The 8825-nt window shown below is 31.0% G+C and carries 8 protein-coding genes; 1 reads left to right on the top strand and 7 read right to left on the bottom strand.

Going from position 1 to position 8825, the window contains the following annotated elements:
• Positions 1-213 precede the first annotated feature (213 nt).
• Genes M663_RS0113430 through cas6 form a run of 5 tightly spaced genes read right to left on the bottom strand, consistent with a single transcriptional unit; the run spans position 214 to position 6728 of the window.
• Positions 214-2568, bottom strand: a complete 2355-nt coding sequence (locus M663_RS0113430) for a CRISPR-associated helicase/endonuclease Cas3 (RefSeq protein WP_029689298.1) — start codon at positions 2566-2568, stop codon at positions 214-216.
• Positions 2552-3265 (bottom strand): type I-B CRISPR-associated protein Cas5b, encoded by a 714-nt coding sequence (gene cas5b, locus M663_RS0113425; protein ID WP_029689297.1) that lies wholly within the window; start codon positions 3263-3265, stop codon positions 2552-2554. The genes M663_RS0113430 and cas5b overlap by 17 nt, the downstream gene beginning before the upstream one ends.
• A 12-nt stretch (positions 3266-3277) precedes the next feature.
• Complete coding sequence (gene cas7b / locus M663_RS0113420) at positions 3278-4189, bottom strand: type I-B CRISPR-associated protein Cas7/Csh2 (RefSeq protein ID WP_029689296.1); 912 nt, start codon at positions 4187-4189, stop codon at positions 3278-3280.
• Positions 4190-5953, bottom strand: coding sequence for a TIGR02556 family CRISPR-associated protein (locus M663_RS0113415; RefSeq protein WP_012268881.1), 1764 nt, complete (start codon positions 5951-5953; stop codon positions 4190-4192).
• A gap of 19 nt (positions 5954-5972) precedes the next feature.
• Positions 5973-6728 carry a CRISPR-associated endoribonuclease Cas6 gene (cas6, locus tag M663_RS0113410; RefSeq protein WP_004399630.1) on the bottom strand — a complete coding sequence of 252 codons (756 nt, stop codon included), beginning with the start codon at positions 6726-6728 and terminating at the stop codon, positions 5973-5975.
• 252 nt (positions 6729-6980) lie between these two features.
• Between cas6 and M663_RS0113405 the strand changes: the two genes are divergently transcribed.
• Positions 6981-8252 carry a stalk domain-containing protein gene (locus M663_RS0113405; protein ID WP_029689295.1) on the top strand — a complete coding sequence of 424 codons (1272 nt, stop codon included), beginning with the start codon at positions 6981-6983 and terminating at the stop codon, positions 8250-8252.
• Positions 8253-8279: 27 nt separating this feature from the next.
• On the opposite strand, the gene sufU is transcribed toward M663_RS0113405, so the two are convergent.
• Positions 8280-8693 carry a Fe-S cluster assembly sulfur transfer protein SufU gene (gene sufU, locus M663_RS0113400; RefSeq protein ID WP_029689294.1) on the bottom strand — a complete coding sequence of 138 codons (414 nt, stop codon included), beginning with the start codon at positions 8691-8693 and terminating at the stop codon, positions 8280-8282.
• A partial coding sequence (locus M663_RS15740; RefSeq protein WP_273702750.1) for an aminotransferase class V-fold PLP-dependent enzyme occupies positions 8690-8825 on the bottom strand: 136 nt, incomplete at its 5' end. The genes M663_RS15740 and sufU, both read right to left, overlap by 4 nt.

Genomic DNA, 8825 nt, shown 5'->3' with positions numbered 1-8825 from the left:
TGGTTTCAATTCCTTATAGGTAGGCTAAAAACTCATTCTAACATGCATAAATAGCACATTATACACCTTACAATTTTTTAATTTCTGTCAAGTATCTTGACTTTATTATACCATATTGTCCAATAAAATCAATTACTTTATGAAAATCAGAAAAATAAAAATGTCGTCTATCCCCAGGTGTTTTTGCCTTATTTGGGATCGACGACAAATTTGTTACCATATACTTGTGACTCCTTTTGTTATAAAACCTGTTTCTTTGTCATAATAATCATTTAAACTATCATAATTTACATACTTAAAACCCCAAATATCAGGAGGCATATTTTCCACTGTTGCAGGTATTGATATTACATATTTATAAAAGTCAGCTTTAAATCGATTAAAAATATTTCTCCTTTCAAATAGATTTTTTATGTCTTTAAGCTCAACATACTTATGCCACAATTCTTTAGCTTCATCATTCAATTCAATAAATGCATCTACTTTATAATAGTCATCTTCAATTAATTCAAATTTGGAAATACACATATTTCCATCTTCGCTATCATACCTCAATGTGTATATAGCATCTAATAGCTCTCTTCCTTCATTTGAGGACATTCTCTCTGATACTTCTTGATAATATTTCTCTATAATCTTCAAAAGTTCTTGCTCTTTTATAGTATCATATTTACTTAGTATTTCACGCGTTATGCCAAGTAATATTTTATCATAAACATATTTTGAATATTTTTGACCTTTTTCATCTATCAATGATACAACATAGACTTTTCCTTTTCCTCTCCAGTTCCTGTTGCACCTTCCTGCTGATTGATTAATAGAATCAAGAGGTGCTATATCTCTTACAACAACATCAAAATCAATATCTACCCCTGCTTCTACTAATTGAGTCGTTACAGCAAACCTTATCTTACCTTCTTTTATTTTTTCTATTCTTTCCATCCTTTCCATAGGTACTACATGTGTTGACATGTAAATTATTTCATCATTAGGTATCTTAGCCCTTAATATATTATAAAATTGTTGAGCAGATTTTATAGTATTTAGTATGAAAAGATAGCTTTTACCATCATTTAAATCAAACATTTCGCTTAGCTCTTCTAAGGTAATATCTCGACTCAATTTGGGAATAATTTCTACTCTATCCATTTGAGTAAAATATTTAGTCTTGGCTACTAATGGATAAATTTCCTCTTCTCTAAATATTAACGGCTGAGTAGCAGTTACAAAAATTATATATGAATTTAATTCATTTGCAACCGCTTTTAAAAGTTCTTTTGTCAAAAGCCAATATTTAAATGGTATTGATTGGACTTCATCAAGTATAATTATAGAATTCGCTAATCTGTGGAACTTCCTCAAAGTTTTATTTTTTTCAGACACTAATGTATGAAAAAATTGAACAAAAGTAGTTATTATTATTTCTGAATTCCATCCTTCTATCAATATTTTGCCTTGTTCATCTTCAAATTCAGTATTATTTTTAGTATATCTTATATCTGACAAATGATGATGTTTCAATATTATTTCTGTATCTGGTTGAATTCCATTGTATCTTAACAAATCTTCAAGCACATTAGAATTTTGTTCTATAATACTTAAAAATGGCAAAGAATAAATAATTCTATATTTTACACCGGTTTCTTTATACAATTTGTCCCATAATTTCATCGCAAAAGCAATTGTAGTCAATGTTTTGCCAAGGCCTGTAGGAAGATTGATAGACATTATTTTTTGTTTAATATCTATATCCTTCTCTAATACTTCTTTATAGGCTTCCTCTCTCAATAAATTAATTTTACTTTCTTTATCGGGAAAAGATGCTTTATACTCTTTTACAAGCTGTTCTTCAAACTTTATTTCCGGCCGTTTTATATTGTCAATTCCCACGACAACTTCAGTTTTATCGGCATCAATAAGTAAAGAAAACAAAAAGTTTAATAATAAATATATAGAAACATCTTGTTCCTCTTTAAGTCTTCTTAATTCTCTTTTGATTTTTCTTAATTCAGAATTAATACTATCAATATAATCATTTATCGCTGATTTAGTCAAATTTTCATTTAAGCCAGCATTTCTAAGCTTTCCATTTAATACTTGTAATTTTTCATCATCTATACTGTTAAGCTGTTTTTTAAGTACTTCTAACTCTTTATCATCTAATATAACTTCATTAAAAACATTTTTTAAATCTCCATGGTGATTTTTAACAATTAAAAAAGCTATAAAAGGAAACAATATCCCCTTTCTATCCTGAGCATTTATTTCATTTTTAACCAAATAAAAGGCTACAACTGCAGATAATAAAGAATGGTGCGTTTCTTCCATTGTTTTTAATTTATTTCTCTCTTTCTCGTTTTCAGTAAACAAATACTTTTGAAAATAATTTGTCGCTTTTCCAAAGTCGTGGCATAAAGAAATTATAGTAGCTGTTTTTAAGAAAGTCTCTTTATCTATTATCGCCACCTTTTTTTCGTTAAAGTAGCTTCTAATTATTTTAGAAGTATTGATGAGATGGTCTTCTAAAAATTTGTTAGGATGGGAGTATAATTCAGAAAAAGATGACATGTTCACCCTTAACCTCCCAACATTTCTTTACATGACACTTTATGCTTTGTCCATTTACTTCATATAAAATATCTTCGTAACTTAAAACAACCCTATCTTCATTCATACCCGCAGGTATCTTTTCTTTAAAATATTTTTTGCCATTTTCAAAATAAATTTTGTCCTCTACAATAGATTGAAATGGTAGTACTGATAAAATATCTACTTCTGCATTTTCTATTTCTTCTGCTTCATATACCCCTATAAACTTATAATCAGCAATCATTTCACTTAACCCTAAAGACAAAGTATACACATTTCGGCGATTTTTTATTTTTTCCACTATGTCTTCAAATAAATCATTATCTTTATGCATAAAGTAAATCCGATACGCTGCGTCTTTTACAAATTCTGTCTTCACTTGCGTTCTCGCCTCATGATTTTTAGCTTTATAAGGTATCCAGTAATTCCCTTTTGTATTTATTAAATTCAGTCCCACTCTGATTTTTTTAATAGGGTTCAATATCCTGATAGCAACTTTGCAGTTTTCCTCTGAAAAAACTTTGAGATATTCTTTTTTGTCAATCCCCGCTATCGCCCCCAACATGCCTTTGACAGTTGGGGGTGGTGGAAAGGAAAAAGTAAGCGGGGAAGAAGTAGTATAGTATTTTCTGAAATGTCCATAGTCCCCGAACACATCAAAAACTAAAGTCTTCATCTCTATATCCCCTTAATATTGGAGTTTTTGAATGTTTAATCCTTTCAAAGCTTTCTCTAATGTACATTCTTCTCCATTACATGTAAATGTAACTCTATCATCGTAAATGTATTTTATCAATTTTATTTTCTCTTGGTTTTGTTTTAGCACTGCCACAAGTTCTGTTATATCGAGTTTGCCATCTTGTATATCTCTTATTTCTTCGTCTTCCATCTCATGCACAAATTTTATGCGTTTTTCAAGCTCACCTATTTGATAGTTGTTCTCTTGGTATACCACTTCTATTAATAATCTTGGCATATGTCCCATTTTTGAACCTGACATTAAATTTTTGGTACCATTCCACATTCCTTCTAACATCAAATCAACATCTTCATCTGTCAAAGGTATATTCTGATTTATTGCAGCATTTTCATTAACAATCCCATAAAAAGCAATTAGCGAATAGGGCAATATGTATTTTTCTGTAAAAGTTCCTTGTTCTCTACCTTCTCCAGAAGGCATAACCGTTGTACCCTTTACGTACATTAAATTTACTCTGTGAAGAGATTTACCATATTTAAATTGGACAGGACCTGTAAGAATCATCATTTTGTCTTTTACTGCAGTTGTAGCTCCAAATAATCTCACATCAATGCATTTTGCTATTATGTCTTCATTTGTACCAAAGTCCTCTATCCTATCTTTTTTTGTCCTGAGTTCTCCATTATCTTTTCTTGTTTCAATTATAAACACCTCTTTGCCTTTGTAATAAGCAAGATAATCCCTTATCGTCCTTTTAAGTCTTACATCTGTCACTATGTTTATTCCCGTTTCTTCATCTATACGCGGCTTGTTTTCGTCTACAGGGTCACCATTAGGATTTGCAAAGCTCACATCATAGAGAAATAAAATCTCTGCACGATTTTTAATAACATTTTCCATTTATTTTTCCTCCCCTTCTTTTTTATAAATAATACTTGTCAATTCATCAGCTAAATTAATACCACAAGCAAAGTAAAAATTTATTTCGTCAACAGACATATTCCAATTATCTCCCGCTAAGAGAAGATAATTAGAAGCTTCTTTCGCTAAGAGTCTTTTACCTTTTTCAAAAGAATCGTATTCTTCAAGTTTATTTTGCACTTTAGGAAGAAGACCTTTTATGTCTTTTTCATCCATTTTTAATCCTTTTAAATTTTTCATGAAAGGCTTAGCTTCTCTATCTGAGTACTGTTTTCTCAATAAAAGTTCTGTTAAAGCCCCTAAAAGAACAAGTCCTCTTTTTAAAGGCATTTCAAAAGTAGGACCATATTTGGCAAAAAAGCTATCAAATATTCTTTCCTCCATTGGGATAACCTCCATTTTTATCAATTTCATTTTTTCAAGAAAAGCTATCGTCATTAACCCATCTGCAGTTGCAGCTTTATAATAACCATCCTTCACAAACTCTTCTCTTATTTTTTTCATTATAAGGTTGTATAAAAATCCCAAATCCACTGGCCTTCCTCTAAAAATCCTATCAGTTATATCGAGAAAATAACCGTCCAAATCATTATCCCTTTTATTTGAGTCAGATTTAGACATAAAGCTTCTTATATTTTTAAAAGTAAAACTATTGCCAAAAATTTTATCTACTTGTTCTTTCGCATTAAAAATTTCTCTTAAATGAGAAGGAAACACATCTTCTATTAAAAGCAATATCCTTTCTGCTGAATTTGATTTTCTTAAAAACAACAAATTGACAGTCATAGAATCTTCTGCATCAGCCAGGTAATCTAATATCTCATCTTCATCTCCAATAAATCTCTTTTTTACTTCTCTCTTAAGAGACAAAAGTCTTTCCGAACTCTCAAATATTTCTCGTACTTCTTTTCTTACAAATTCTTTTCCTATAATGAAATTAGGTATTAACTGATACTCCAAACCATAAAATCTAAAAGTAAGTTCATTTTCAAGGTATCTCTTCCCTTCTTCTAAAGCAAGTCTACATTCTGCACATACAGGATAGTTCTTCCATGATTCTTTTTCATTAAAGCCGCCTGCAATATATCCTGGTTTGTCAATTGTATAAAATTTATATGTATCAACTGTACCAAAAACAATATCTTTCTTTTGTCCGCAAATTGAACATACTTTATCTTCCGCATAAATTTTCTGATACTTTTGACTGTCTAATTGTAGCATCAAATCTCTAAATACATTAAAATCACCAATATATTTGTACTCTCCATCTACATTAAATTTGAGTATAAGAGATAATCCTTCTTTTTTGGGAAAATCTCCTCGAATTTTCTCTGCTTCTTTGATAATTTCATCACTTTTTTCTTCTAATATGTCTTTTATTCTTTCAAGAAAAGCTCTATCTTTTTCATCGATTTTTATAGACTTGTCTTTTAGCACCTTATTAAACCAATTTTTTATTTTGCCATTAAATGTTTTTGGCACTTCTGTTATTTTTGCAGCAGGGGTATATCCAGGAGCATTACCACCTGTATCTGTAAAAAGGTATCTACTTATTTTTGAATCGTCATACTCTTCAAGTCTAATTCCTTCATATTCAATCTCATCTTCTTTTACAATGAAATTTATAGCAATTATTTTAGAGTATCTACCATCTTGATTTGGATTTTCTATAAGTACGTCCAGCAAAGTTTTGTTTTGAGATTTTAACACCATCTCCCCTAACTCTTTTATTGCTGTTATCATCCTCTCTCCCTCCTTTCTTTCACCCAATTATCTCAAAACATCCAAATCCTTGGGAGTTTTTTGCACCCAAACCTGTATAGTAAGCAAGTTCTAATAATTCAGGACTGCTTTCTACGTCGTATATACCCATCCATCCCTTCACATAAACATTTTTGTATTTAATCATCTTTGAATATCTCCTATCTTCCTTTTCTGATAAGGGATAAAGCTTAAAATATGGATCTTCCGCTTTTATTTTGTATACTAATTCATACTTTTTAAGCAGATTATTAAGTAAAAGAGGAGAAAATTTTTCATCCCAAGGGGAATAATAATAAGTATACTTTATGTCACCATCCTTTAAAGTAGTATACATCACAACTGGAGAAATAAATTTTATCCTTGCTTTATTTTTAAAAACAGGAGGATTGTCTATATTGAGTGAATTCAAAATAAATTTTTGACCATTAAAATGGCAATACTCCTTTTTTAACGCATTTTTTGAAATATCAAATATAAATTCATCTAAAGGAGAGGCAACAGTAAATTTAAAAGGAGGTTTTATGCTTATTTTTTTCTGCCCTTTAGAGTCTGTTAAAATCTTGAACTCCCCTTCAATTCTTGAAAAAGTAAATAATTTAAATTTTCTTTTTTCATATTGAAACCCTTCATCATGTAAAAAAGCTGCAAACTCACTGTCCCCCATGAGGTCATACAAAAAGCCTTGAACTATATAATTATAATGAATTGGCAATACTAAATTTTTTTCTCCCACAAATTCCAAAGTAATTCTCATATAATAGCACCCCATAAATTTATTCCAGTGAAGATATGGATGTATTGGTTTTACATGTATATAATTCTACATTAATCCCTATTTTCCTTCTTAATTTTTAAAAATTTTTAATTCCTGTGTAATAATTGTTTTTGCAATTCTAATAAAGTTTTATAAAATCAGTAAATAAAATATAAAAACTCTAAAAATTCAAAAATCGACTTTAAATCCCTTTAATTTTAATGTATAATGATACAATGGGAGGGGGGAAATATGGAAACATTCAAAAAGAAATTAGTTTTGTCCTTTATATCTACCTTTTTAATAGTTACCATTTTTAATTTACAGGTTGCAAATGCTCAAGAAAAGCAAGAAATTACAGTTCTTTTGGATGGATATCCAGTAACTTTTGATGTAGCACCTGTACTTAAAGATGGCACAACATTAGTCCCATTTAGGGCTATTGCCGAAGCTTTAAATATTTCTGTAAATTGGGAAGTCTCAACACAAACAGTTATAGCAACTGATAACAAAACAAATGTGAAACTTCAAATTGGTAATAAAACAGCGATAAAAGACAATGTGCCAATTACTCTCAGAGTATCACCACAAATGATAAATCAAAGGACCTTAATACCACTTAGATTTTTTAGTGAAGCTTTTAATTGCGATGTTGATTGGAATGAAAATACTTATACAGTAAAAATAACATCGCCACCAAAAGAAATGTTTGTAACAGGCTTTTATGCTTTGGGAGATAGCCAAACAAGCAGTTGGACAAATTTGTTTGGTAAAAGTTATCCCGAATATACTTCTGGCAATACCGGCTATTTTAGTTCCATCGCATTTGGTTGGTATAGTTTAGACAGTAATGGCAATCTCTTGACAAAAAGCCGAACTGGTTGGCAAAGACCTGATGGATGGGAAAAAGTACTAGATGTAATATCCCAATTCAAATTGAAATCTGAAATGGTTATTCATGTTACTGATGGTGACAATACTGTCTCTAATTTGCTGTCATCTAAAGAAGCCATAGAAAAAGCCATTTCCTCAATCGCTGAAGAAGCAAAAACTTATGATAGCGTAAATCTTGATTTCGAAGGACTTGGTCTTAATGAGAGTAAAGAAGACCTCGTACAAACCCAGCAAAAATTTACAGAGTTTGTTAAACTGCTTAGAAATCGCCTTGATGCCTCAAAATCAATAACATTAACTCTCCATGCCCCAAATAGTGTATATAAAGGATATGATTACAAAACTCTCGGAGAAATTGCAGATAAAATAATTGTCATGGCTTACGACTATGGTACAAAGCCTGAGCCAGAAGAACTTGTAATCCAAGCAATTGAACAAGCAACTAAAAATGTCCCAAAAGAAAAACTTTTGCTTGGTATTTCAATACCAAATGAAACACAGGAAAGCTTTGCAGTGAAAATTGGTCTTGCAAAAAGATTTGGACTTGATGGAATAGCCATTTGGAGATTAGGACTTGTAAAAGATGAAATGTGGAATGTCTTGAAAAATTCAATAACGCCACGAAGGTAAACGCCCTCGTGGCGTTATTTTATAGACTTACAAAATTTCCTGAAGCGTTTTCCACGCAAGTAAAGCACATTTTACGCGGGCAGGAAAGTCAGATACTCCCTGCAATACCTGTGCATCACCTAATTCATCTAAATTTATATCTTTTTTGTGTATCATGTCTATAAATTCTTGAACAAGCCTTAAGGCCTCTTTTTTGTCTTTCCCTTTTATAAGGTCTATCATCATAGAGGTTGAAGCTTGGCTTATAGCACATCCATGACCTGTAAAAGATGCGTCTTCTATAATGTCACCATTCATTTTTAGATAAATGGTAATGTCGTCACCGCAAAGAGGATTGTGCCCCCTTTCTTTGTGAGTAGCATCTTTAAGCTCTCTTCTGTGAGGAGAGTTTTCATAGTGTTCCATTATAACTTCAGAATAAAGCTGATTTAAATCGCTCATTTAAACCACTTCCTGACTTTTTTTAGTCCTTCCACAAGGGCATCAATATCCTCAAAATCGTTGTAGAGATAAAAGCTTGCTCTTACAGTTGCAGGAACGCCTAAGTATCTCATTAAGGGCTGGCAACAGTGA

The sequence above is a fragment of the Thermoanaerobacter sp. A7A genome, from assembly GCF_000445185.1.
In the GTDB taxonomy this organism is placed as follows: Bacteria; Bacillota; Thermoanaerobacteria; order Thermoanaerobacterales; family Thermoanaerobacteraceae; genus Thermoanaerobacter.
The sequence above is the reverse complement of the archived record's forward strand: the minus strand, read 5'-3'. Positions and strand labels throughout refer to the sequence as shown.

Excerpts from the sequence above, each read along its gene's own strand:
- M663_RS0113430 (WP_029689298.1), bottom strand. The coding sequence starts at position 2,568 with ATGTCATCTTTTTCTGAATTATACTCCCATCCTAACAAATTTTTAGAA.
- cas5b (WP_029689297.1), bottom strand. The coding sequence starts at position 3,265 with ATGAAGACTTTAGTTTTTGATGTGTTCGGGGACTATGGACATTTCAGA.
- cas7b (WP_029689296.1), bottom strand. The coding sequence starts at position 4,189 with ATGGAAAATGTTATTAAAAATCGTGCAGAGATTTTATTTCTCTATGAT.
- M663_RS0113415 (WP_012268881.1), bottom strand. The coding sequence starts at position 5,953 with ATGATAACAGCAATAAAAGAGTTAGGGGAGATGGTGTTAAAATCTCAA.
- cas6 (WP_004399630.1), bottom strand. The coding sequence starts at position 6,728 with ATGAGAATTACTTTGGAATTTGTGGGAGAAAAAAATTTAGTATTGCCA.
- M663_RS0113405 (WP_029689295.1), top strand. The coding sequence starts at position 6,981 with ATGGAAACATTCAAAAAGAAATTAGTTTTGTCCTTTATATCTACCTTT.
- sufU (WP_029689294.1), bottom strand. The coding sequence starts at position 8,693 with ATGAGCGATTTAAATCAGCTTTATTCTGAAGTTATAATGGAACACTAT.